The organism is Vibrio sp. 1F253 (genome assembly GCF_041439295.1).
GTDB lineage: Bacteria > Pseudomonadota > Gammaproteobacteria > Enterobacterales > Vibrionaceae > Vibrio > Vibrio tasmaniensis_A.
The window spans coordinates 1-24,424 of sequence record NZ_JBGONU010000039.1; the positions used below are offsets into that span (position 1 = coordinate 1).

At 44.1% G+C, this 24,424-nt stretch carries 22 protein-coding genes; 4 read left to right on the plus strand and 18 right to left on the minus strand.

Going from position 1 to position 24,424, the window contains the following annotated elements; translation table 11 throughout:
* Nucleotides 1-245: 245 nt before the first annotated feature.
* The 6 genes from ACED28_RS17075 to ppsA all read right to left on the minus strand — a co-directional run bounded on the left by ACED28_RS17075 (nucleotide 246) and on the right by ppsA (nucleotide 8,578).
* Complete coding sequence (locus tag ACED28_RS17075) at nucleotides 246-1,568, minus strand: CoA-disulfide reductase (protein WP_371695895.1); 1,323 nt, start codon at nucleotides 1,566-1,568, stop codon at nucleotides 246-248.
* Between the two features lie 77 nt (nucleotides 1,569-1,645).
* Nucleotides 1,646-3,052, minus strand: coding sequence for a cation:dicarboxylate symporter family transporter (locus ACED28_RS17080; protein ID WP_371710329.1), 1,407 nt, complete (start codon nucleotides 3,050-3,052; stop codon nucleotides 1,646-1,648).
* Between the two features lie 37 nt (nucleotides 3,053-3,089).
* Nucleotides 3,090-3,473, minus strand: a complete 384-nt coding sequence (locus tag ACED28_RS17085) for a RidA family protein (RefSeq protein WP_009846290.1) — start codon at nucleotides 3,471-3,473, stop codon at nucleotides 3,090-3,092.
* A 24-nt stretch (nucleotides 3,474-3,497) separates the two neighbouring features.
* A complete protein-coding gene (locus tag ACED28_RS17090) occupies nucleotides 3,498-4,163 on the minus strand; it encodes a transcriptional regulator (protein ID WP_012601058.1) in 666 nt (221 codons plus the stop codon).
* A gap of 493 nt (nucleotides 4,164-4,656) precedes the next feature.
* Nucleotides 4,657-5,994, minus strand: a complete 1,338-nt coding sequence (locus tag ACED28_RS17095) for an MATE family efflux transporter (protein ID WP_017096987.1) — start codon at nucleotides 5,992-5,994, stop codon at nucleotides 4,657-4,659.
* Nucleotides 5,995-6,205: 211 nt separating this feature from the next.
* A complete protein-coding gene (ppsA, locus tag ACED28_RS17100; RefSeq protein ID WP_371710330.1) occupies nucleotides 6,206-8,578 on the minus strand; it encodes a phosphoenolpyruvate synthase in 2,373 nt (790 codons plus the stop codon).
* A gap of 178 nt (nucleotides 8,579-8,756) precedes the next feature.
* On the opposite strand from ppsA, the gene ACED28_RS17105 reads away from it, so the two are divergent.
* Nucleotides 8,757-9,590 (plus strand): pyruvate, water dikinase regulatory protein, encoded by an 834-nt coding sequence (locus ACED28_RS17105; RefSeq protein ID WP_009846294.1) that lies wholly within the window; start codon nucleotides 8,757-8,759, stop codon nucleotides 9,588-9,590.
* Nucleotides 9,591-9,757: 167 nt separating this feature from the next.
* Here the strand turns inward: ACED28_RS17105 and ACED28_RS17110 are convergent, their stop codons facing one another.
* The 5 genes from ACED28_RS17110 to ACED28_RS17130 form a co-directional block, all read right to left on the minus strand.
* Nucleotides 9,758-10,930 carry a trypsin-like serine protease gene (locus ACED28_RS17110; RefSeq protein ID WP_371710331.1) on the minus strand — a complete coding sequence of 391 codons (1,173 nt, stop codon included), beginning with the start codon at nucleotides 10,928-10,930 and terminating at the stop codon, nucleotides 9,758-9,760.
* On the minus strand, nucleotides 10,930-11,607 hold the full coding sequence (locus tag ACED28_RS17115; RefSeq protein ID WP_017101757.1) for a hypothetical protein: 678 nt from the start codon (nucleotides 11,605-11,607) through the stop codon (nucleotides 10,930-10,932). Before ACED28_RS17115 ends, ACED28_RS17110 begins: the two co-directional genes overlap by 1 nt.
* A gap of 312 nt (nucleotides 11,608-11,919) precedes the next feature.
* Complete coding sequence (grxB, locus tag ACED28_RS17120; protein ID WP_371710332.1) at nucleotides 11,920-12,552, minus strand: glutaredoxin 2; 633 nt, start codon at nucleotides 12,550-12,552, stop codon at nucleotides 11,920-11,922.
* Between the two features lie 347 nt (nucleotides 12,553-12,899).
* A complete protein-coding gene (locus tag ACED28_RS17125; protein WP_009846296.1) occupies nucleotides 12,900-13,061 on the minus strand; it encodes a hypothetical protein in 162 nt (53 codons plus the stop codon).
* Between the two features lie 163 nt (nucleotides 13,062-13,224).
* Complete coding sequence (locus tag ACED28_RS17130; RefSeq protein ID WP_371710333.1) at nucleotides 13,225-14,205, minus strand: Gfo/Idh/MocA family protein; 981 nt, start codon at nucleotides 14,203-14,205, stop codon at nucleotides 13,225-13,227.
* 601 nt (nucleotides 14,206-14,806) lie between these two features.
* Here ACED28_RS17130 and ACED28_RS17135 point away from each other — a divergent pair.
* From ACED28_RS17135 to ACED28_RS17145, 3 genes are all read left to right on the plus strand, one after another.
* Complete coding sequence (locus ACED28_RS17135; protein WP_009846298.1) at nucleotides 14,807-15,583, plus strand: glycosyltransferase family 25 protein; 777 nt, start codon at nucleotides 14,807-14,809, stop codon at nucleotides 15,581-15,583.
* A 211-nt stretch (nucleotides 15,584-15,794) separates the two neighbouring features.
* Entirely contained in the window at nucleotides 15,795-16,277 is a 483-nt protein-coding gene (locus tag ACED28_RS17140) for an N-acetyltransferase family protein (RefSeq protein WP_371710334.1), read from the plus strand.
* Between the two features lie 2 nt (nucleotides 16,278-16,279).
* Nucleotides 16,280-17,053 (plus strand): murein L,D-transpeptidase family protein, encoded by a 774-nt coding sequence (locus tag ACED28_RS17145; protein WP_009846300.1) that lies wholly within the window; start codon nucleotides 16,280-16,282, stop codon nucleotides 17,051-17,053.
* 104 nt (nucleotides 17,054-17,157) lie between these two features.
* Here the strand turns inward: ACED28_RS17145 and ACED28_RS17150 are convergent, their stop codons facing one another.
* From ACED28_RS17150 to ACED28_RS17180, 7 genes are all read right to left on the minus strand, one after another.
* On the minus strand, nucleotides 17,158-17,895 hold the full coding sequence (locus tag ACED28_RS17150) for a sulfite exporter TauE/SafE family protein (protein ID WP_009846301.1): 738 nt from the start codon (nucleotides 17,893-17,895) through the stop codon (nucleotides 17,158-17,160).
* 182 nt (nucleotides 17,896-18,077) lie between these two features.
* Nucleotides 18,078-18,797: a glycerophosphodiester phosphodiesterase family protein gene (locus ACED28_RS17155; RefSeq protein WP_371710335.1), complete on the minus strand. Its 720-nt coding sequence runs from the start codon at nucleotides 18,795-18,797 to the stop codon at nucleotides 18,078-18,080.
* A 56-nt stretch (nucleotides 18,798-18,853) separates the two neighbouring features.
* Complete coding sequence (locus tag ACED28_RS17160) at nucleotides 18,854-20,164, minus strand: sn-glycerol-3-phosphate import ATP-binding protein UgpC (protein ID WP_371710336.1); 1,311 nt, start codon at nucleotides 20,162-20,164, stop codon at nucleotides 18,854-18,856.
* Nucleotides 20,154-20,996 carry a sn-glycerol-3-phosphate ABC transporter permease UgpE gene (ugpE, locus tag ACED28_RS17165; protein WP_009846304.1) on the minus strand — a complete coding sequence of 281 codons (843 nt, stop codon included), beginning with the start codon at nucleotides 20,994-20,996 and terminating at the stop codon, nucleotides 20,154-20,156. Before ugpE ends, ACED28_RS17160 begins: the two co-directional genes overlap by 11 nt.
* Nucleotides 20,997-21,034: 38 nt before the next feature.
* Nucleotides 21,035-21,916 (minus strand): ABC transporter permease subunit, encoded by an 882-nt coding sequence (locus tag ACED28_RS17170; protein WP_371710337.1) that lies wholly within the window; start codon nucleotides 21,914-21,916, stop codon nucleotides 21,035-21,037.
* A gap of 240 nt (nucleotides 21,917-22,156) precedes the next feature.
* Nucleotides 22,157-23,449 carry an extracellular solute-binding protein gene (locus tag ACED28_RS17175; protein WP_371710338.1) on the minus strand — a complete coding sequence of 431 codons (1,293 nt, stop codon included), beginning with the start codon at nucleotides 23,447-23,449 and terminating at the stop codon, nucleotides 22,157-22,159.
* Nucleotides 23,450-23,726: 277 nt separating this feature from the next.
* Nucleotides 23,727-24,329, minus strand: coding sequence for a 2OG-Fe(II) oxygenase (locus ACED28_RS17180; RefSeq protein ID WP_371710339.1), 603 nt, complete (start codon nucleotides 24,327-24,329; stop codon nucleotides 23,727-23,729).
* Nucleotides 24,330-24,424 lie beyond the last annotated feature (95 nt).

The window sequence follows — 24,424 nt, forward strand, 5'->3', positions numbered from 1 at the left end:
AAACCGGCAACCGTTAATAGCGGTTCTAGGGTTCAAATCCCTATCCCTCCACCACCATTGAAAAGCCCGCTGAGAAATCAGCGGGCTTTTTTACATCTTGAATTTGCAAAAAGAGAGCTCAAAAACACTAGATAAGTCGTTATCTAATCTAGTTATAAAGTTCGTAGAGTTAAGGAATTAAAAAAGCAGAGCGCTCAGGCTCTGCTTTGATGTTTTAACTGTACGTTCTTCAGAACTTACACTCGTTATTTTGCTACGTTACCTGCCACGTTTAGAGCATCCCATGTACGTGCGAATGGTGGGGCATAACAGAAGTCCATGTAGCCTAGTTGTTGAGTAGTCATCTTGGCTGTGATCGCTACGGCCAGTGCGTTAATGCGGCCAACGGCTCCTTTCTTACCTACGATTTCACCACCTAAAAGGACCTTAGTTTCTGGGTGATAAACCAACTTCACCTTGATGTCTTCTTGGCCTGGGTAGTAATCGGTTTGGTTCTTATCTGAAATCGTCGATACTTTCACATCCAAGTTATGTTCTTTCGCTAGAAGTTCAGATACGCCGGTACACGCCAATTCGTAATCGAGTACTTTCAAGCAAGACGAACCTAAGAAGCCTGACATATAGGTATCTTTACCTGCTAGCTTGTCAGCCATCATACGCGCTTGCTTATTGGCTGTGGTTGCTAGAGGAACATAAACGGGTTTGCCTAGTGCCATATGATGTACGACGGCACAGTCACCTACAGCATGGATGTAAGCGTCTTCAGTGGCACCATATTCATTCACCAACAACGCGCCATTTTGAGCCTTTGGTAATTCGAATGCTTCAGTGTTTGGTTTGAAGCCGAGTGACAGGATCACGATATCAGCTTCTACATTGCCATTATCGGTTTCTACGATGTAACCACCTTGCTCGGCATCGCGAATCGCAGACACGCTGCAACCTGTTTTAAGGTCAGCGCCGGATTCTCGAATTGCACCTTCGACAACTTCAATGATCTCTGGGCTGAACTGACGGCTCATGATGTGTTGTTCACGTTCGATAATCGTCACGTGCTTATCTAAGCCATGTGCCGCATCAAAGACTTCCAGCCCGATAAAGCCTGCACCGATGACACACACGCGTTGTTTGTTATCGTCTTTAAGCGCTTCTTTGACTGCTAAGCCATCTTCCATACTTGTTAGTGTGTATACGTGTTCTGGATTGAATTCACCGAATGGTGGAACGATTGGTCGTGCACCTGTTGCAATGACCAACATATCGTAATCGATGACGCTTTCTTCATTTTGGTGACGCACCGTAATTTGCTTTTCAGTGCGGTCGAACGACACCATTTCTGTGTCTACACGAACATCTAAACCTGATTTGATGGCTTGTTCTGGTGTACGGGAGATCATCCGTTCGGTGTCATCAAACATGCCGCCTGCAAAGTAAGGTAGGCCACAGGCTCCGAAAGAGATGTAGCTACGCTTATCTAAAACGATGACTTCGTCTGATGGTTGATTACGTTTGTATTTTGCTGCGAAACTCATACCCGCGGCGCTACCGCCTATAACAACAACTTTCATATTTACTACCTAAATAACCTGAACTCAGGAAAAACAGAAGAGCACTCACGTGGAGTGCTCTTAATTAAGTTTGAGAATTATACTGCTGCTTCTTTTGATACTGTCGCTGTAACGTCAGCGTCGTATTGTTCAGTATCCAGTGAGCCATTCTTCTTCGCTGTAAGAACGCCTGACAACATAGAGCCAGAGATGTTCAGCGCGGTACGAGCCATGTCAATTAGCGCTTCGATAGATACTAGAATCGCGACTACTGTGATGTCTAGACCCATGATGGTCAGTACCGCTACTGCTGCGAACGTTGCACCGCCACCAACACCCGCGATACCGAATGAAGCAATTGCGATAACAGCGATCAGTTGTAGGATAAAGCTCAAGTCTACAGGCATGCCCATGACCTGTGCCGCCATGATTGCTAGCATTGCTGGGTAGATACCGGCACAACCGTTTTGACCGATACTGGTACCGAATGTCGCTGACATGTTTGCTGTTTCTTCGTCTACACCTAGGCGCTGAGTTTGTGTTTCAACGTTTAGTGGAATAGCTGCCATGCTTGAACGAGACCCGAAACCGAACACGAGTACTGGCCAGATTTTCTTCATGAACTTGGCAGGAGAAAGACCGAACATTGACACCATGACGAAGTGGATGCCGAACATAACGCCAATTGCTACGTAGCTTGCTAGAAGGAAGCGGCCCATTTCTGCTAGTGCGAACAGGTCGTTGGTCATCATGAACGTGGTCATCAGAGCGAATACACCGTAAGGCGTTAGCTTCAGAATTTCACGCACCATTGAAAGCACCACTTCTTTTGCAGAGTTGATGAAATCAACGAAGTTTTGCACTTTCTCAGGCTTACGGTATTTCACTTGAAGGATGCAGTAACCAAGGAACATGCCGAACAGTACAGTTGAAAGCGTAGAAGTACGTTGAGAACCCGTTAGCATGTCAAAGATGTTGGTTGGAATGATAGACAGAGCCATACCAGACAGACCGCTGCTCGCCATTGCATCTTGTGTTGCTACCAGTGAATCACCGCGAGCTTCAATCGCACTGTTTGTGCCGATTGTGCTTACTAGCGCGTTCGCATCGATACCAAATAGGTAAATACTTGCGATACCAACGGCCGCTGAGATAGCACAAGTGAAAAGTAGAATACCGATGATTTTTGGTGCGATTCGAGATAGCGCACCGCCGCCTTCAACGTTCATGATCGAAGAGATCATCGCCACAAACACAAGTGGGATAACGATCATTTGTAGAAGTTTGATGTAGCCTTTACCGAACACCGAAATCAGTTCAGCAAAGCCAGATGTCGCAACGTTGCCGACACCGAAAACAAGTTGAATTGCGCCACCGAACAGTAAGCCAGCAGCAAGCGCACTCAGTACGCGGAAGTTAAAACTTTTCTTTTGCTTTTTGAAGTTCGACAGCAGTGCGTAGAACCCAAAGAACAGTATGCTTAATCCAATAAATGAAACGCTCATGAGAATCTCCTATGATACCCATTAATACCTAAGTCGGTTATTTTTTGTATGCGATGGCTTCAATTTCAACCAGTGCGTCTTTTGGTAGTCGTGCTGCTTCAACACAAGAGCGAGCAGGTGCGTTCTCTGTACCAAACACCTCTGTATACACTTCGTTAAAGGCAACGAAGTTCTCCATGTCTGATAGGAAGCAGGTTGTCTTAAGCACTGTGTCCAGTCCCGCATTACTCGCTTCTAATACAGCTTTTAAGTTTTCCAGAGACTGACGAGCCTGCTCTTTGATGCCGCCCTCAACAAACTGCATGGTTTCTGGAACGAGAGGTAATTGACCTGATGTATAAACCATGTCGCCGTAAGACGTACCTTGTGAGTAAGGGCCGATAGCTGCAGGTGCTTGTTCAGTGGCAATGATCTGTTTCACGATGTAACTCCTAAATTATTGGTTTTATTCTGATTTAAATTCACGGATAAACTTGTAAACCGCCTGTCGGCTGATCCCAAGCTGCTCTGATACTTGTGTAGTCGTCTCTTTTAGCTCAAATACGCCGTTATCAAATAAGCAACGGATGATGGCTTTATTACGACCTTTGCAGGAAACCGACTCGTCTTGGTCAACCTCGTTAATGGCTGAACTCAATGCTTGTTGAATGACGTCGTTTGCATTGTTGCTGAATGTCTCGCTTACAATGGTTTGCGGCACATTGCACTGCGGCATCAACGTTTTGACGATTTCTGGGAATGGGAAAGATAAGTTCATGTTGATACACAGCATGCCGATAGGTTTTTGCTGTGGACCAGCCAGCACACAGGTGGTTGATTTCAGTAGGGACCCATCTGCTGCGTTGGTGAAATAGCTCTTCGGAGAAACTTCGCCAGTTTTCTCGAACGTGCTCCACATGCGTAAACCTAAATCGGTGATCGGTGAACCAATTTCACGACCCGTATGATGACCATTGACGATCTTCACGACTGAGTTTTCTAAGCTTTCAAATGAATGGATGACCACTTCGCAGTAAGGACCAATCAAATCGGCGATAGTGTCTGCTAAGCGGAAGTAATTGCTTAAGCATTCTCTGTCTTCATCGGTGAATCGAACTTGTTTTACATTCATGATTTCGGTTTACATTTTTGAACTCAATAACTGAAATCTACTCCTTTGGTGGTATTCCCACAAGATGCGGTAAACTTCTGTAAACCTGAAGTGAGCGTTCAAAACATCAACAAATCGTAAGTTTTAGACCTGTATCACGAGCGGAATTTGAACAAGATCACCAAAGGTAGCCAAATGAGGTTTAATTTCTTAAACCGCATCAAGGTTTACATATTTAAAACCAAAGGTTGCATTTTTGAACCCTTTGATGATCTAGGACAAGTTATAAGGAAAGGCAAAAAGTTGGATTGATTGGTATTGTAAATGCATGGCAATCAAGTATTTACCTTGCGAATGTGGTGGTGAGTAAAGATAGGTGGTTAATTGAAAATGAGGTTGTATTAGAGAGTTAAATTCACAAAAAACAGCTTTTTAATAGGATGCAAGCTCGGATTTAGATCCTAAAAAAGCAGCTGAAGTTGCTGCTTTATTTATTTTGGAGTGTTCTGTTTGATTATTCGCTTGGCAGTTTAAGCTCGACTTGTTTTAGCGCGCGCTGATACATAAACCATGCACAGGTGCCGGCAAGCACATTACCTGTCATTGCGCCCCAGAATAGGCCTTCAATACCCGCAAGCTGAGAGCCAACCCACAAGCTAGGTAAGAAGAAGGCGAACAGGCGCAGCGCTGAAATCGTCAAGGCGGTATAGGACTTGCCTAATGCGTTAGAGACAGAAACCATCAGCATACAGATTCCTAATGGCCCTAAGCTAATAGGTACGATCAGTAGGTGATAGTTTAAAATCGTCGAGACTTCGCTTTCACTGGTCATTAGGTTTGCTAGTCCGCCAGAGAATAACCAAGTCACTAGTGCGATCACCAACTGAAAACCCAATACAAACATGACCGCAATCTTAACGAGCTTACGTATGTTTTCGAGATTGTTCTCTCCCAACATGCGACCAATCATCGGAGGCATCGACATCGTTAGTGCTAGCACAGCGACAATCGAGAAGAATTCAAAACGTGAACCCAATGCCCAAGCTGCAACGGCAGCTGTGCCATAGCCAGCAAGCAGCTTAGTGGCGAACATGGATGAAACAGGAGGCAGCAGCTGACTGATCATCGCAGGCCCCATGATGTTACCAATGGAGCGAACACTCTTGCTGATGTCGAGGTCGTGCCAGTCGAAGGTCATCCAATGCTTCTTGGTGACCTTTGGTGCAACGATAAATATACCCGCACCGAACGCCAAGATGGTCGCAATGGCGGCTCCATTGATGCCCATGTCGAGCGTAAAGATGAAAATCGGGTCCAATATTAAGTTGATGATACTAGTCGCGATCATCATTGAACCGGGCAGCATGGTATTACCATTGGCACGACACACACTGTAGAAAAAGTAGAGCAGTGCACCTGTCCAAGAGCTGGCTAGCCAATAGATCCAATAAGAATCAATGATCGGTAATACCGTCGGTGGCGCATCCAACAATTGTAAAATTGGCCCTCGCAGCAGATAGATGATGACGGAGAAAAACGCGACACTCACGCTGCCCATCGCAATCACTAATCCACCAAGCTGCTTAGCGTAGCGCGTTTCATTCGCGCCAATGGCTCTCGCGATTACCGCGGTTGTCGCGATACCTAACCCGACCTGAATACCGATGATGATCATCTGTATTGGAAGCGTGAAACCTTGAACAGCGAGCGGCAGTACGCCCAGTTGGCCAATAAAAGCACTGTCGACAAGCTGGAAGCTCATTAGAGAAAGCACCCCAAACAGCATTGGCCATGTCATTGTATAGAGTTGTCGGCCAAGAGAAGGCGAGGGAGTTGCGGTAGTAGAATTCATAACACTCTTATCGGTCTTGAAGTTAGGCTTGTATTGGTGACAAACCTCTCAATGAAGAATTGTGTAAAGGATAACGTAAGGTCAGCGCGATACCAATGTTTGTTATGCTAGGCAGGTTATCTTTGTTGGCTTTCGGTGAACAAAAAAGCCAGTCGCGATGACTGGCTTTGTTATATCTACTTTCGTTGTATCTACTTGTTGGCGCTAAGCGTTACTTATTCGCAACGTTACCCAGTTTCAACCAAGTATCGATAACCGTATCTGGGTTTAGTGAAACAGAGCTGATGCCTTGTTCCATTAACCACTCGGCTAGGTCGTCATGGTCAGATGGGCCTTGGCCACAAATACCGACGTACTTACCCGCTTTCGCCGCGGCATCGATAGCCATTTTCAGCATCGCTTTAACTGCAGGATTACGCTCGTCAAATAAGTGCGCAACGTCACCTGAATCTCGGTCTAGGCCAAGTGTCAGTTGGGTCATGTCGTTTGAACCGATCGAGAAGCCATCGAAGTACTTCAAGAACTCCTCAGCCAAAATCGCATTGGATGGAAGCTCACACATCATGATGACCTTCAGACCTTGGTCACCACGACGTAGGTTAAACTTAGCCAGAATATCGATAACCGATGCCGCTTCGCTCGGGGTACGAACGAATGGGATCATGATTTCAACGTTCTTCAGTCCCATTTCGTTACGAACACGTTTTAGCGCTTGAGTTTCAAGCTCGAAACAGTCTTCAAATACTGAAGAGATGTAACGAGATGCGCCACGGAAGCCCAGCATTGGGTTCTCTTCATGTGGTTCAAACGTTTTACCGCCAACAAGGTTGCTGTATTCGTTCGACTTGAAGTCAGACATACGTACGATCACACGCTTAGGCCAGAATGCAGAAGCGATAGTCGCAATGCCTTCTGTTAGCTTGCTTACGTAGAAATCGATAGGATCTTTGTAGCCACGGATGCGCTGGTTGATTTCTGCTTTGATCTCATCTGTTTGCTCATCGAAGTTCAACAGAGCTTTAGGGTGAATACCGATCATCTTGTTGATGATGAATTCAAGACGAGCAAGGCCAACACCTTCATTCGGGATTTGAGCGAAGTCGAAGGCACGATCTGGGTTACCCACGTTCATCATTACTTTAGTTGGCAGCATTGGTAGCTCATCAACCTCAGAACGTTTGATCTCAAAGTCGAGTTCGCCGTTGTAAACGTAACCTGTTTCGCCTTCTGAACATGACACTGTTACGGTGTCGCCGTCATTCAGACTGTTTGTCGCGGTACCACAACCAACAATTGCAGGGATACCTAGCTCGCGAGCAATGATTGCTGCGTGACAAGTACGGCCACCACGGTTAGTCACAATCGCAGAGGCTTTCTTCATCACAGGTTCCCAGTCCGGGTCTGTCATGTCAGTTACCAGCACGTCGCCTTCTTGAACCAGTGACATTTGGTCTAGAGAGTCAACCAAGCGAACAGGGCCAGAGCCAATACGTTGACCGATAGCACGTCCTTCCACCAAGACATCTGCTTTGGTGTTTAGCTCGTAACGCTCAATGACATTTTGGTCACTTTGAGAACATACTGTCTCAGGACGAGCTTGAACGATGTAAAGCTTGCCGTCGATGCCATCTTTTGCCCACTCAATGTCCATCGGACGTTGGTAGTGCTTCTCGATGATCATCGCTTGCTTTGCTAATTCTTTGATCTCTTCATCGTTCAGTGAGAACTCGTTACGCTCTTGAGTATCTGTGTCGATGATATCAACTTGCTTGCCGATCTCTTGGTTGGTTGAGTAGATCATCTTGATCAACTTAGAACCAAACGTCTTTTTAACCACTGGGTAGTGACCCGCTTCTAGCATTGGCTTGTGAACGTAGAACTCATCTGGGTTCACCGCGCCTTGCACGACCATTTCACCTAAGCCCCAAGAAGAGGTGATGAATACCACTTGGTCGAAGCCTGATTCAGTATCAAGCGTGAACATCACACCTGAAGAGGCTTTGTCTGAGCGAACCATACGCTGGATGCCCGCAGACAATGAAATGCCGCGGTGATCAAAGCCTTGGTGTACTCGGTAAGAGATAGCGCGATCGTTAAACAGAGAAGCGAACACGTGTTTAGTCGCTTCGATAACCGCATCGATACCTTTCACGTTAAGGAAGGTTTCTTGTTGGCCTGCAAAAGAAGCATCTGGAAGGTCTTCAGCTGTTGCCGATGAGCGAACCGCAACAGACAATTCTTCGTTGCCTTCAATCAGTTCGCGGTAGTTATCACGGATATCTTGCTCTAGTGATTCTGGGAAGGGTGCGTCTAGAACCCATTGTCGAATCGTTGCACCTGTCTTACGCAGTGCGTCAACATCTTCAACATCAAGTTCATCAAGGAGTTGGTGTATGCGCTCATCAAGACCTTTGTAGTCAAGAAAGTTGTTAAACGCATAAGAGGTGGTAGCAAAACCATTAGGTACTGATACGCCAGCGTTGGCTAGGTTAGAAACCATCTCACCAAGTGAAGCATTCTTACCGCCGACTTTGTCGACATCTTCCATGGAAAGGCCATTGAACCATAGGGTGTTATTTTGCATTTATTTCTCCAGAAACATAGCAAGCATTGTAGGGATTTAAAGGCAAACGATTACGTATCAGTTTAAAAAAATGTAAATTATTTTCTAAAGCTGTGGGGGACGTAATAGTCAGCAGGGTTTCGTTATATATATTATGGTTCCCATCCTACTCAAAATAATTTTAAACATTAAATAAAAAATGCAAATTGATATCCAAAGTCGTGATGTATTCTATGTTTCTGATGGAACGGCCATAACATGTGAGACTTTAGGGCATGTTGTTCTAGGTCAATTCCCATTCGAAGCTAATGAAAAAACCTTCCCGTTTGTCGAAAGTGAAGACAAACTTTCTGATTTATTGAAAGAGATCGAGATTTCATATCGAGCAACAGGCCATGAACCTTTGGTCTTTTTCTCGATTGTGATACCGGAGATAAAACTGAAGCTGTTAGATGCGCCTGCGCATTGTTATGACGTGTTAGAGAGTATCGTGCAGAAAGTGCAAGATGATACGAAAATGGCGCCTAAGCCGAAGCTGCAGCGTTCTCGTAGCGTCAATAAAGACTCGGACAAATACTTCGACCGTATTGCTGCTATCGAATACACGTTAGCGCACGACGACGGCATTACTTTAAAAGGCTTGGAAGAGGCAGACATTATCTTGTTGGGAGTCTCTCGTAGCGGTAAAACGCCAACGAGCTTGTACATGGCAATGCAGTTTGGTTTACGCGTCGCAAACTATCCGTTTATCCATGATGATATTGCTCGCTTAAGGTTGCTACCGGAATTTGAGATATATCGTCATAAGCTGTTTGGTTTGACGATTGATGCGGAAAGGCTGACCGAGATCCGTGAAAATCGATTGGCAGGTAGCGAGTACGCAAGTGACTCTCAATGTTTGTATGAGCTGCAAACGGTAGAAGGTTTGTTCAGACGTGAAGCCATTCCATACATCAACACCTCGTCACTGTCTGTTGAAGAGATTTCGACACGAATCTTGGAACGTACAGGTTTGCGACGCCGACTTCTTTGATCTTTCGTTTGTGATCTAGCGATCTTGCTGCTTTATTCGAGGTGGCAATTTCATCAGCGTCCCTGAAAATAACAACCTATTTCTGATAAAGCCGTAAACGTGAAACCCAAGTTAAGTGTATTTTAATAAAAAGCCCCGGCCATAAGGCTGGGGCTAATCATCAAATATTACTGTTCAACCGACTTAACCAAAAAATGATCTATAGTTAAGTTCTCACCTGGTTCAATCAATTTAAACTCTACTTTCACTAAATCGCCTTTTGCTTTAAATGCGTTTAGAGTAAGTTTCAAAGCCTGATCAGTTGCGTCTACATTGTGAGCAACTTGTCGGCCATCAATAAATACATCAAAAGGCTTTTGCCCTTTTTCTATTACTGTTTCAATCGTGTAGCTATCGCTCTCTGTCGCATAGAACGCGCTTTGAATACTTCCATCATTTAGCCATTTTGTTTCATTGAAATCAACGTTGCTAGCGCGCCAGTAAGAATAAAATGCATGCAAGTTATCAATATCGTTTTGTGTTTCCGGCGTCCATTTGATAGCGTCAAAATCAATTGGCTCGGCATAGCTAAAGCCATGATCTTTCATCGTCTTGTGAATGAATGGTAAACGCGCGATCACATCATCAAATGTATCAGTCCATCCGCCGATTTCACTGGTGCTATACTGCAAACCAATCTCACCGATTAAGTAAAGTTCACCGTCTTTTTCAATGGTGATGCCTGAACCTGAATCACCATGAATAGTAAGCCAGTTTAAGTCCGTCTTTTCTAATGTACGGAAATCATATGAATATTCAGCAAGCCAGCGATCTTCATATTCACTGTGCATTACCTGTTTAGTTCCGCCGTTTCTGTGGTTGTAATTGCCGTAACCAATTTGATTAACCTGGTAAACTTTCGAGTAATCAAACATCCCCTCTTTAGGTAGTTTTGCTGGCTCGATTTCTGTGATCGGCGTATCTAGTCGAACAAGGGCGAAATCACCAAAACCGCGATCATTTTTATACGGGAAATTGTATTCTCCAAATTGACCCACCGGATTCGTGCTCGCAACCTTGTGCGTTATCTGCTGATAAACGCCGTTTTCGTCTTTTTCGTATGAATAACAGGTCACAGTGTTTTGATACCCGTCAGATTTCGAGCCGCTTACATGGCTTGCAGTGATGACCCAAAACGGATCAATTAGCGTTGCTGAACCTACATTCATCTTGCAAGCAAAATCAAACTTTGTTTGCAATGCAAATTCTTTGTGTTGTTGAACTGATCGATCAAATCGGGTCAAACCAGCGTTTGTAGAAAATGAGGCTAAAACCGCCGTTGCAATTAATAGCTTTTTCATTATTTCACCTCACTTAAATTGATTGCTTCTAGCGCATGGTAAGGGTCGTTATCTTTCCAGCTGAATTGATCGTTCTTTGCTTTATATGTGATTGTTAGCTCATCTGTTGTCGTATTAGTTGAAAACTCGACACTGTTCTTTGTAGTTGATATGTGCGATGGGTAGTAGTTTGTAATGGTTACACAGTCATTTTTCAAACATGCTGTGAACTCTGACATAGCAAGCCAGTTATGTGTATACAGATCTAGCTTGAATTCTCCAGCCTTGCCGGGCTTTACGGTAAACTCAAAGCCACCTCCATGCTTGACGAGAATGGCATGATTTGATTCGCCCAGAAAATCTCTAGAGCTGCCACTGTTCCATAAGTATTCATTGCCGTGAGCTGGTTTTTGAGCTTGGAATTCAAACTCACCAAATGTTTTTACATCGCTAATAAGGTTTGTTTTTGGCTTTGATTGTGAACGGTTTTCACCGTACCAAAAAGCCCAATCTATGCCGTTTAAATCAACGGTATCAACATATCTAAATTCACTATCATTCTCTGTTTTGTATCCGTGAAATTTTGATGTGACTAAAAGCGTTTCGCTTTGTTCTGTAGAAATATTGGAAAGTGTTTCTGTTTCTGATGCAATTGATCCGGCGGAAATCAAAGCAAGTGATAAAAGTTTAAGCCTCATTGTCAGTTCCTTTTATATAAAGTTACTGAACTATATGTGGTAATTATGAGGTAAATGTAAGCGGTTTGTAAGTGTCTATTTTTATTGAATAAAGATCAAAAATAGCGCCATGATGTCGTGATGGGAATTTGACGATCTATATATCTAAGACAATTTTGATTCATCCCATTCAAACCGTTTCTCGGCTTCTTGAGTTCTGATTCATGCTACTTTCCAATTTTCTGATTGGGCATTGTCCGCTTTATCTAGGACGGGTCAGAAATCAATTTGAAACATAAATAAAAACCGAAGCACTAGGCTTCGGTTTTTAGTCTATTTAAGCAGCCCGACACCAAGCTCCTTGCTTTTGCGTTCCATCCAGTGATCAAGTTCCGGTGGCCATTCAATACTTGGCTCTACGTAGAAACCGCGAAGCATTGAGAAATAAAGAGCTTGATCAATCAAAGGTAGCGATGATTCACCATTCTCTAGCTCCAATAGAAGCTCTGCATCTTTCAGCAATGGGTTAATCAGTTGAACGTATTGTGGGGTCTTTTCTAAGAGCTCTTCAAAATTAAAGCCTTCGGTCTCTTTACTAACACGCCAAGCTTCTTTTGCTCCAGCCGAACGATATTCAGCCAAGTCGAGGTTCCACCAACGTGGGCGTCCGATCTGTTGAGTAAGAGGGAAAGCACGGCTTTGGAAAAGAGTAGCCTGCTCTGAAGGTTCACGTTGCTCATCATTTGATTTCAAATCCATGAAATAAGCAATGATGTCTAGGCTTTCGGCCATAATAGAACCATCGTCTATCTGTAAGACGGGCACCATTTTTTTACCGATCAGATCGATAAGGGTTTGGGCATCATCATAATCCACAGAAACAAGTTCGATGTTCAAGCCGAGAGATTGAGCAATGTAGGCAACTCTTGCACAGAAAGGGCAGTGGTCGTAAATGTAAAGCTTCATAGCTTCCCTCATTCATGGTCATTACAAGTATAAGATAATGCTAATATACCAGAAACTCTTACGAATACTAAGCACAATAAATGCCAAGTTCCAGTAAACGCTTAGCACTAATAAACAGCATGCACTAACAGACAATAAGTATTTAGTGTAGATACTCTTTACTGAATTCTATTGTCCGTTGGATTGGACGTTATTGTAATGAGTAAATTAGAGGGGAAACTGGTGGGCAAATTACAGGCACAAAAAAGGCTCTGGCTGCTCACTCTAATGCAGAAGAATGAAGTCAGCCAAAGCCTCAATTTTGTTACCTTTAGCAGAGTGACTACTAAAAGAGCGGAGCGGTTAAACTATGCTTTTTTAAGGTCTTTTGCAGGGTAAGTAAGCGTCATTATTGCGCCTTCTACTGTTGTAACATGAACGTAGCCACCACCAGCACTTAGGCCAATTACTACCATTTCACCTAGCTCAACACCTTTTGTTGCAACAACGCGATCATCAACTGAAAACACTTTACACACCTTCAATAAAATAAATAAATACGACAGATATCGAACGCGGATTTAAACAGATGGTATCCCAATCAACTAATCCGGTTATTTGTCGTAAAGATTAAATTTAGTTATGCATAAATCGGCATTTCTTAAAAATCAGTTGGTTAACATGCTTGGGGTGTTATTTGTCGGCGGGATAAATGACACCAACTTGCTGACGCATATCTGTAATTAACTTGGCAACGGTTAAAGCACGCAGTTGGGCTTGAGCTTGGGTGCTTTTGTCACCAGCAATGCAGTTTGCAAAGGCTTGGGCCTCGTAACTCATGGAGTTTTCGCTCTGTGCTTGAGTTAGGTTTTCTACCGTGCCATCACGATAGCGAATCTTAACGTCGGTGCATTCTGCAATGTGATCGATGATGATCGATCCCTGTTCGCCTTGGATCTCGCTTGGTACGTAAGAGTCGCTGACTTTAGAGTGAGCAAGGGTTACATCAAATTCTGGATACTGGAAGATCGCACAGCCATGCGCATCCACACCTGAGTCAAGTAGCTTTGCCGAAGCCAGCGCATTCTCAGGTTCACCAAACAGAGCAGAAGTCGCGGCTACGCAGTAGAAGCCAATATCGACTAATGAACCGTTAGAGAAAGCTGGGTTGAAGGTGTTTGGGTTCTCGCCGTTTAGGTATTTCTGGTAACGCGATGAATACTGACAGTAGTTGATGTGCGCTTTATGCACTTTGCCTATCTTTTTTAAGCCGAGTTGAACTTGCTCAAAGTTCGGTAGATACTGAGATTTATACGCCTCAAACAGCACCACACCGTTCTTCTGAGCGACCTCAAACATGTGTGTTGCTTCTTCAATATTCGATGCGACAGGCTTCTCACAGATGACATGCTTGCCGTGTTCCATCATCAAGATAGATTGCTCGCAGTGCAGTGAGTTTGGTGAAGCGATGTACACGGCTTCAACTGTGTTGTCATTTGCCAATGCGTCGAGTGAGTCATACGTCGTTTCAACGTTAAATTCTTGGGCGAACTGTGCCGCGCTGGCCAGATTTCGTGAACAAACAGCAGCCAACTGCATTGATTGTGACTCATGAGCAGCTTGAACAAATTTCTTTGTAATCCAATTGGTTCCAATTACAGCGAACTTAATCATAAGGTATCCAATAGTTAGTATATTAATTCTATGAAGATAGTAGCACTCAATGGCTAGCATTGTTTCTGAGATTTGCGGAACAATTCTCCAAGATCTTTAGCCTGATATTAATATTAACTCGTCTATACCTGAGCTTTCTAGAGCATCATAATAGAGTCTTTTGTTGTGCTGGTTCGGAGGTGGGAGGTGCAGGTTTAGTATCAGTGACCGATTGTATTCTCTCAATTGGTGGTTTATTGGAAGTGTTTAATATAAAAGACTCAATACCCAAAGAATGAAGATCTATTGATTATATCCTCTCGTCAATTCTTAAGAAATATTATACAAGCTGAATTGGTGTGCAATTGTATTTATATGCAATCGCGCAATTAACCTATGGTGTTTTAATATCACTTTGTTTAGTAATTGATAACATTTTAAGACAATAAATGTTATCGATTGGGAGTAATTTACGTTACAGAGTCACGAAGTTGAACATAATTGGAATAATGAACAATATTTGTTTTAGATTGGTTCTAATTATGAGAAATAGGGGGGTTACTTTTGTTGATATTTATATTAATTTCTTATGGGTTAAATTATTAGTAGGTGTTTTTTTACTGTGAAATCTCTTATTATTGCGCTAGAACGTAAATCTGAACGATTTTTATCCAGCCAAAAGCAACTTTTAAATATTAAGTCTCTAGATATTGAAAAGTTGAGTGCTGTTGATGCTATGTCCTCTAAACCTCATCCTTTGATGGATTTCTATGATGAAACCGCCTTTTATGCACTAAATGGAAGGATCGCTGTTCCTGGTGAGATCGGGTGTTATGGTAGTCACTATTTAGCGTGGGAAAGATGCATTCAGTTAAATCAACCAGTTATTGTCTTCGAAGACGATGTTGTTGTTGATGTCGATGTATTTGAAAAAACGGTTCAATTTGCCAGTAAGCATATTGAAGAGTGTGGTTTTATGAGATTGGAAAATTATTCGACTAAGAGAGAGTATAATTATGTCGTTGAAAATCTCGATGACGAACAAAGTCTAGTGCGACATATTAAAACACCATTATGCACCACTGCCTATATGATCACACCGCATGTGGCGAAAATTTTTATAGAAAAAAGTGAACGATTCCTCTACCCAGTAGATGTATTTATTAGAAATGTATGGCTTCATAAGCAACCAACTTACGGAATATCTCCTGCAGGATTAACCGGGGGAGAAGGTGGCTCAGTCATTGGGAATCGGTCTTCTAGAACAAAAAAATCACTCCGTATTAAAACTCTAAAATTCTTAAGTAAGTTTAGAGATGTCGCTATGAATGGTTTGTTCAATTTGACCTATACCGTAATAATCAAAAAAAGCAGACCCAAAATGTTTAACGGTTTTTAATCGTTTCTTATCTGATTGATTTTACGTCATTCGTTTAGAACGAACCGAGATTTAGATATAAGAACAGCTCCCAATTGGGAGCTGTTCTTCGTTATCGTGTCATGTAATTAGTGGTATCAAGCTCTAGCTCGAAAGTTTTGTTAAAAGAGTAGGACGGTGCACAGCTAAGCTATTTTTGCTAAGGTGTTATTGAATTTAAAAAGGTAGTGATATGCAAATCCGGAACGCTAAGGTAACTGATATTAGCTCGATCTTAGAGCTCTCTATGCAAATAAATCGTCAACATCATCTTGGTGCCCCTATAGTATTTGCTCCCGCTTCTCATGGCTTGGTTGATAGTGAAGAATATTGGTTGGGATTGATGCTTGATCCGGTTGGCACTTTCTTAGTTGCGGTTGATGCTCAACAGGTTGTTGGTTTCTTGGTGGGGAAGGTAACGCAGAATAAAGGGGTAAGCTTCATTCAGTCTCACAAAATAGCGCGAGTGAATACGATTGTGGTAAACGATCAGGTTCAGAGCCAAGGCGTCGGCAAAGCGTTGATGAAGTCGTTTAATCAGTGGGCGCAAGCGAGCGGTGCTATTGAGCTTAGGTTAGAAGTGATGGAGTTTAATCAGCAAGCTAAGGGTTTCTATGAGTCGTTAGGCATGGAAACTCAATCACGAACCATGTCCATGCGCTTTGAGGAGAACTAAAGGTGCGTCTATTTTTGCCTTTATTACTGTGTTTACTGTTTGTAGCTTCGAGTGTGCAAGCTGAAAAGGTTGTGGTTGAAAAGATAATTTCTGACGCGACGGCAATCGAAACCATTGTATTCGAGTCGAAACCGGCTCACTCTCAGCGTGTCTCAACGTCTTCCTCTAACTCAACCTCTTCAGTGATCTCAAATTCCAAACATGTGATTATTGTGGATGATGTTCTTAGCAGTAACTCTGGCGAACAAGTTGCCCAGCTGTCTCAAGGTTCATCTAAACGTCCCCCTCAAAGCTCTTCTCAACAGTCTTACACTCTAACCGGTCCCTCTTCTGAGGCAGACTCTCTGTCGCAAGTGGTCACCTTAGTCAAAGTTGATAAATCGAAACGTAGAATGTACCTACTTAAGGGTGACGAGGTTATTCAAGAGTTTCGTATTGCGTTAGGGAAACAACCGAAAGGGCATAAACGTTTTGAAGGAGACAACCGAACACCTGAAGGGGAATACCAGCTCGATTATGTGATGGAAGAATCGGATTTTCACCGCTCGGTGCATATCAGCTACCCGCAACCTTCGGATATGCAGTGGGCTGAAGAAAATGATGTCGACCCTGGAGGGAACATCAAGATCCACGGAATTAAAAATGGTGAGCGCCGTTCACCGAGCTTTATTCAAAGCTTTGATTGGACGGATGGCTGTATCGCATTAACCAATCAAGATATGGATGAGTTTCTCCAACTTGTAAAAATGGGTACCCCTATCCATATCGAATGGTAGTCATTGGTACCCCATTTTCTTAGTCACTTTCGGAATCTATTCGCGCAGGCAATTAGCGCAGTCAATTCGTGAAACCAACTTCCGAAATTAACCGCTAAAGTCAGTTACAGTATGACTCGACCTGCACTGAATATCGCAATTACGATCAGCAACGCAATGGTGACTGGCTTAAATTTCGCTCCACCAAATCTCTCGAATAGTTTAGAACCCACATAACCGCCAAACATGCTGCTTGGTAACAGTGCAAAAGTAAGCCAGACCACCTCGCGGTCGACTAATCCTGCGATAGATGCCGATACAAACGCACTGGAATCTGCCAACACAAAGAACGCAATCAGGCCAGCTCTGGCTATATGCGGAGCAACTGGGCTTGCCAACGCGTGTGTACCAATCGGAGGCCCTGACATTGAAGCTGCGCCGTTCATTACCCCAGCAAGGCTACCTAGAATATAGGGAGCAAATCTAGGCTCTCTTTTGTACTGGAACCCTTTGTAGATCATAAGTGCAGATGCAAAAATGAAGGCGCTGATGATCAAGATGATCGTGTCTTGGCTAACGGATTTTAGCAGAAGTAGGCCGACCGGAGTGAAGGCCAAACAAGGGACAAATACCTTTGAAACCCAGCGCCAATTCACATGATGTTTAACCTTCGGCAGCAATTGGATATTGCCTAACAGGTCGATCAGCATGAAAACAGGAACCAGTTCGATAACAGGCACGAATAACGCACTCAATGGCAATGCCACTAAGGTGAAACCAAAACCTGAGAAGCCACGAACAATAGCGGCGAAAATGAAGATTGCACCCAAAATTGGGAAGGTTGGACTAAAAATGAGATCCATAAATTAAGTAACCAATGAAGCTGTCTAATAAGGCGAGCTAGTGAAACCAAGTGAGTAGCAGAATGTACTCCTACTCACTTGTGTTTGCTACTTAATTTTATGGTTTCCCGAGAGTTAATTTTAAGGCATCTCGGGAGTTTATTTTAAAGTTTATCGAGGCTATTTTTGCGGTATTTACGAGGTCAATTTATAGGGTTGAATTGATTCGGAAAATCAGTAAATACAGCATCTACTTTTGAGAGAAATTTGAAGCGAGACGGATCATTGACGGTGTAGCACCATGCTTGAATGTTCGCTTCGTTGAGTGTGTCAAGATCGCTCTGATCAACGTGTTCATAGTTCATGTGACAGCTGAACGCTTTGACCTCATTGATGAGCATAAGATCATCTTGAGTCAGTTGCTCTGTGATTACTCCCACTCGATATCTCGGTAAATGACGAGCCATTTCAGCAACCACCTTATGGCTGAAGCTCGAAAGTAAGACCTTATCAGTGTCTAGATTTGAGCGAATCAACTCGTCGTGCAGCAAATCAACCACATAAGGGGCTTGATGTCGGCTGTCGACTTTGATTTCGAGGTTGACGCTAAGATCATGCTGCTCAACGAGAGTGAGTAACTCTTCCAGCGTCAATATTCTTTCACCAGCGAACTTCTCAGACTTCCAACTGCCAAAATCGAGCTGACGCAGTTCTGCAAGGGTGTGTTCGTCGACACGACCCTTGCCATCACTGCAGCGCTCAAGGGTGTGGTCGTGACAAACCACAAGTTGATCATCCTGAGTTGGTTGAATATCTACTTCAATCCATTTCAAGCCGAGTTTAGCGGCTTGTTCAATGCTTGATTTGGTATTTTCTGGGTGAGTACCTGCTACACCCCGATGACCTACGATGATAGACGACATAATTAATCCTTCTTAAAGACGCACCGTAAAAACGCATTAAATATCAGTGTACTCGATTAAGCGAGAGCCGTCGTTATGCTTGTCGCTTCTTCGCGTGACTCTTGTGAAGTAAAGTTATTCGGCTGAATACGCTTCCCACGACTGTCAAAAATATGCAGGTTGGATTTATCAACACTCAATCCGAGCGGCAGTACTTGGCATAGTGTCGTTTCTGGCGTGACGGCGATAAAGGGTTGGTCGTTCACAAGACCATGAACCAATTGATTCGGCCCCAATGGCTCAACCACACTGATACGCAGTTCGAGAGGCAAGGTGTTCATCATCAATTCTGAACCAATTTCAGAGTGCTCTGGACGAATACCAAGTGTGATGGCTGTATTTTTTACGTGGGCGTACTCGGGTAAGTACATTTGCTGATCACCAATCTCAAGGTATCCGTCATCGAGTGTTGCTGGTAAAAAATTCATTGCAGGGCTGCCAATGAAGCTCGCTACAAAAGTACTGGCTGGCTGGTGGTAGACCTCTCGTGGCGTCCCGACTTGCTCTATCTGGCCTTTGTTGAGCACCACGATTCTATCAGCCAGTGTCATGGCTTCGACTTGGTCATGAGTCACGTAAACACTGGTCACGCCAAGTTCGCGTTGCAGTTTTTTGATCTCTAATCTCATGTGAGCACGCAGTGAGGCATCTAGGTTAGACAAAGGTTCGTCAAACAGAAAAAGTTGTGGATCGCGAACGATCGCTCGTCCCATAGCAACACGTTGACGTTGACCACCCGAAAGCTTGGCTGGCTTGCGGTCTAGATATTCTTCGATTTTCAGCGTTTTGGCGACTTTCTCAATTTTCTCTTCAATAAGGTGCTGACTAACACCTCGGTTCTTTAAGCCATAAGCTAGGTTTTTGTAAACCGACATATGCGGGTAGAGCGCATAATTCTGGAAGACCATCGCGATATCACGCTGAGCTGGCTTTTCGTTATCAACACGGCGACCACTTAAATGAATCTCGCCACCAGAAATGCTTTCCAACCCCGCAATGGAACGTAGGATAGAAGACTTGCCACAACCAGAAGGGCCCACCAAAACAAGGAACTCACCCTCATCGATATCAAGCGAGACTCCTTTGACGGCTTGATGGCCGTTTTCATACGTCTTTACCAAGTTTTTGATACCCAGCATGATGGGAGCTTTGCGCGTACGATCGTGAGTGGCTTGGTTGTGCGCTAACGTTTGTTTTAGCTTTGGCATCGGGGTGTCCTCTGTATTTTTGTGGATAGCTTGGTGAGAAGGCTGGTGAGACGTCTTGTACTCATCGAGTGATTGAATGCGGTTATTGTTCATTTGAGTTGTGTCGTTATTATTTTTCACTTTCTACTAGCCCTTTTACAAACCAACGCTGAAATACAACCACCACTAATACGGGTGGCAACATGGCTAAAATCACCATGGCGAAAGCATAGTCATAGCGCGGTAAACTGGTTTCATTGATATTATTGAGTACTTGTTTGATGCCCATCACGATGGTGTTGTAGCCTTCATCGGTAGTCATCATGATCGGCCATAAGTATTGGTTCCAACCCACCACAAACATGATGATGAAAATAGCGGCGATCATGGTTTTAGAAAGAGGCAGCAAGATATCGACAAAGAATCGAAATGGGCCTGCATTATCTAGTTGAGCTGCTTCTAATAATTCATCGGGGATGGTTTTGAAGAATTGCCTGAAAAAGAAGGTCGCGGTGGCTGATGCGATCAAAGGCAGAATCAACCCTGTATAGCTATTAAGAAGACCAAGCCCAGCGACAACTTCATAGGAAGGGATAATACGAACCTCTAATGGCAGTAGCAGCGTCACGAAGATCAGCCAAAACCACGCCGTGGCGTAAGGGAGTCTAAAGTAGACCAAAGCAAACGCGGCCATCATCGAAATGATGATCTTACCGATCGCAAAACCTAGCCCCATGATCATCGAGTTGGTGATCATTTTACTGGCGGTGACTTCGCCACTAAAGCCCATGCTTTTGTTCCAAGCTTCGCTATAAATGGCCGTAAAGTTATCGCCCGGTAGCCATTGCAGACCTTCGCTGACAATGGTGTTTGGGTTATGCGTAGAACTAGCGAAGATTAGCCAGATAGGGACCAACATAAACAGCATCCCTGCAATTAAAATTAGGTGGTCTGAGACCTTATTACTTTTCATAAATAACTCCTGTCGCGTTAAATCCTAGCGGGGAGGGGCTAGTAATGGACGCGCTTTTCTACAACGCGAAACTGGATAAATGTGAGAGTGAGTACCAGTAGTAACAGCACAACAGACTGGGCGGAACTGCCGCCTAAATCTGCGCCAACAAAACCATCTCGATACACCTTGTACACTAATGAAGTTGTGCCGCCACCTGGGCCGCCATTGGTCATGGTGTCTATCACGCCAAAGGTTTCAAAGAATGAGTAGGTGAGGTTGATGACCAGTAGAAAGAAGCCAGTCGGGGCGAGCAGTGGGAAGGTAATGGTCCAGAAACGTTTTGAGTCGCTGACACAATCCAGCATCGCCGCTTCTTTTACGGCGTAAGAGATCGATTGGAGTCCCGCTAGGAAGTAGATGAAATTCACCGAAACCTGTTTCCACACGGAAACCAAAATCAGAGCAAACGTGGCATCCACGGGATCGGTTTGGAAGCTAAAATCCCAACCCACAACAGCAAAGATTTCTGTGAACACGCCAATGTGCGGGTTAAACAAGAAAGCACCGATAACACCTGCAATCGCAGGGGCAACCGCATAAACCCAAGTGAGAGTGACCTTGTAAGCGCCTTGTCCGTGAATGATGTTGTCGGCTTTCACGGCAAGCAGCAGAGCCAAGGCAAGTGATAAGAAAGAGACCACAATTGCGAACATCAAAGTAAAGCCAATCGAGTTAAGGTACTCGCTCGATTCGAATAGCATTTGGTAATTATCAAACCAGACGAATATAGATGAGGTGCCCCAAGGGTCTTCCAGCATAAATGAAAGGTAAACCGCCTTTGCTGCTGGGTAGATAAAGAAAACCGCAATGATGAGTATCTGAGGTGCCAAAAATAGGTAAGGCAGCGGAGAGTGAAAGAATTGTTGACGTCGTTCCACAGGGTAATCCCTAAAAATAATTACAGTGGCCACTATGAGCGGCTGTTACCACTAGCGCTGTATCAGGCATACATCCCGTTGAGTTATCGTTGTTGGAGCAAGAAATGGCGCTAGGGAAGAGTCTCCTCACGCCTTGCCATAGCGTTTTTTTAGCGACGCAGTGACAAGTAGTGAGGAGTGATGAACGGCTCTGATTCGCTAAGCCTTAAGCTTGTGAACAGTTTCGTTTCATTAATCGATCTAGTTCATCGTTCGAGCGAAGCGCTTTAGTAGTTTGCTGCTCTCATCTTCGACCTTGTCTAGGCTGCTCTCGACGCTAGAGCGATCAGCGAAGATGTTATCGAACTCACGGTGCATCACTTCACGGATTTGCGGGTAATAACCTAGGCGGTAGCCTTTAGTCCACTCGCCCGATTTGAGGCTTAGTTGCTTAACGCCCACTTCTGCGTCTGGCTGCTCTGTGTAGTAGCCGGACTTTTTCGCTAGTTCATAGGCAGCAGTTGTTACAGGTACATAGCCTGTTGTTTTGTGCCAGTACACTTGAGTTTCAGGCTTAGTCAGGTAGTCAAAGAATGCTGCCACACCTTTGTCTTGTTGTTGGTCATGGCCATTGAGTGCAAACAGAGCGGCACCACCAATGAAGGTTAAACCAGCATCTGGGTTAACTGATTTCCAGTATGGAAGGTAAGTTGTGCCTAACTCGAAAGGTACACGGTTACGTAAACCACCGAATGAACCTGAAGAGCCCATCCACATTGCTACTTCTTGGCGCTCGAAAGGTGTTTGGTTCGCGTCCCAGTCGCTGCCGTAATACTTGTAGTAACCTAGATCTGACCACTCTTTCATCTTGCTAACATGCATCATCATGTCTTTGGTATTGAACATGATCTTAGTGGATAAGCTGTCGTAACCATTGTTTTGGTCTGCGACCGGTAGATTGTGGCGAGACTTAAAGTTTTCAAACATGATCCACGGCGTCAGAGATTGAGAAAACGCGATGTGTCCTTCGGCCTTCAGTTTCTTAGCAACCACTTCGAGTTCTTCATAAGTCTTAGGCGCGTCGGCTCCCACTTCTGCGAGAAGGTCTTTGTTGTAGTAAAGAACCGGCGTCGAACTGTTGAAAGGCATACCAACCATCTTGCCTTGGTTGTCGGCATAGAAGTTACGAACGCCAGCTAGGTAGTCGTTTGAATTAAAGTTGTAGCCCGATTCAACCAGAATATCCTGTACCGGTTTCGCGACACCTTTAGCGTTCATGATGGTTGCAGCACCGGCATCGAAGACTTGTAGAATGTTAGGAGCTTCGCCTGCTCGATATGCTGCGATACCCGCTGTTAAGGTCTCTGTGTATGATCCTTTATAGATTGGCGTGATCTTGTAATCATCTTGTGACGCATTAAAGTCAGTCGCAATCTTATTGACGGTTTCTCCAAGTTGGCCGCCCATTGCGTGCCACCAAGTAACTTGAGTCGTTGCGAACGCCGGCATTGCTGCCGTCGCAGAAAGAACGCCTGCCAAAATTAGCTTATTCATCTTCTTTTCCTTTTGGATGAAATCGATATAGAGGTATTGAATTTGAGTATTAACGAGACGGTAGGGGTATCGTTTGAAGCTATCTTGAACAGGGTATATTTCACTTACGTGGCTAAACCGTTTCACTGATGTGAAAGATTCATTTCGATTTTATTTAAGAGAAAAGTTATTGATGGTTTTGATGTTTGATGTATTTGGCTTTTAAGACGTTTTTCTGACCCAAAAAAAAAACCTCTCGATGGAGAGGCCAAGAATAAGGTTCGATGTGGATACAGTTTTAGTGCGCGATGTCTAATTGGTTGTCTTTCACGCCGTTAAGGCGAAACCAACCCGCGATACTGAATCGCTCTGTGTTTGTCGGCAGTACCTCGTGTGGGAACTGTTCAGACAAGAACACAAATAAGCGGCCTGACTTTGGTGGTATGGTCGCAATGTGGTTGTCTTTTAGATCGTAAACCACGAGCTCCCCTGCGTCTTCCTCAGACCATTCGTCATTCATGTAGAACACGGTGGTTAGGCGGCGGTTTTCATTGCCTTTAAAGCAGTCTAAGTGCTTCTGGTAGAAGTCGCCTTTCTCATATTTAGCAAAGTGCGCTTCGTACTCGAACAGACCCAAAAAGAACGCTCTGTTTGCTTCTAAACGAATTTGCTCCATTTTGTCTAGGAACAGAGATGCGGGTTCGCCCATATCACGGCGTACCCACTGAATTTTGTCACTACGAATCGTTGCTTCTCGTGCTACATCATCGTTACGGCCGATCCTAGCCTTTTTCCAGTTCTCTGGAATGCAATCCCTCAATGCCACTACTTCTTCGTGAGTTAAGAAGTCATCCCAAACAAAGTAACCTTGGGTAGAAAGAGCATCGATAAGTTGGTTCATGTATAGCACTCAGACAATAAATTAGAGGCGCATATATAGTCCGAATAACTCAGGTCACCAAATCACATGTTTTATCGTCACGACAAATGATGCTC